At 54.9% G+C, this 1,044-nt stretch carries 2 rRNA genes; both read left to right on the plus strand.

Going from position 1 to position 1,044, the window contains the following annotated elements:
* Positions 1 to 759: ribosomal RNA gene (locus tag FHX60_RS27560) — 23S ribosomal RNA — on the plus strand; the annotation flags it as partial.
* Positions 760 to 885: 126 nt separating this feature from the next.
* A 5S ribosomal RNA gene (rrf, locus tag FHX60_RS27565) occupies positions 886 to 998 on the plus strand.
* Positions 999 to 1,044 lie beyond the last annotated feature (46 nt).

A 1,044-nucleotide genomic window follows, 5' to 3' on the forward strand; every position in this document is an offset into this window, starting at 1 on the left:
AGTTCACGTGGAGCCGTCCTTGAAATACCACCCTGGTTTGTTTGAGGTTCTAACCTTGGCCCGTGAATCCGGGTCGGGGACAGTGCATGGTAGGCAGTTTGACTGGGGCGGTCTCCTCCCAAAGTGTAACGGAGGAGTTCGAAGGTACGCTTGGTACGGTCGGACATCGTACCTAAAGTGCAATGGCAAAAGCGTGCTTAACTGCGAGACCGACAAGTCGAGCAGGTGCGAAAGCAGGACATAGTGATCCGGTGGTTCTGAATGGAAGGGCCATCGCTCAACGGATAAAAGGTACTCTGGGGATAACAGGCTGATACCGCCCAAGAGTTCATATCGACGGCGGTGTTTGGCACCTCGATGTCGGCTCATCTCATCCTGGGGCTGTAGCCGGTCCCAAGGGTATGGCTGTTCGCCATTTAAAGAGGTACGTGAGCTGGGTTTAAAACGTCGTGAGACAGTTTGGTCCCTATCTGCCGTGGGCGTTGGAATCTTGACGGGGGCTGCTCCTAGTACGAGAGGACCGGAGTGGACGTACCGCTGGTGTACCTGTTGTCTCGCCAGAGGCATCGCAGGGTAGCTATGTACGGAAGAGATAACCGCTGAAAGCATCTAAGCGGGAAACTCGCCTGAAGATGAGGATTCCCTGGAGGCTTGACCTCCTTGAAGGGTCGTTCGAGACCAGGACGTTGATAGGCTGGGTGTGGAAGCGCAGTAATGCGTTAAGCTAACCAGTACTAATTGCCCGTAAGGCTTGATCCTATAACCAGTGTGTTTCACCTGGTGAGCGATCGCCTTGTGCCACCGAAGTTGACACAGTAAGCACAACCCCAACTACATCCCAATTCGTGACGCTGTCCCAATCCGACAGCGCCACAACCCCTCATGCCTGGTGACCATAGCGAGCTGGAACCACCCCTTCCCATCCCGAACAGGACCGTGAAACAGCTCCGCGCCGATGATAGTGCGGATTCCCGTGTGAAAGTAGGTCATCGCCAGGCTCTTATTCTGCAAAACCCCTCGACAGCGTGTGCTGCGAGGGGTTTT

It is taken from the genome of Cupriavidus alkaliphilus (genome assembly GCF_014191175.1).
Classification (GTDB): Bacteria; Pseudomonadota; Gammaproteobacteria; order Burkholderiales; family Burkholderiaceae; genus Cupriavidus; species Cupriavidus alkaliphilus.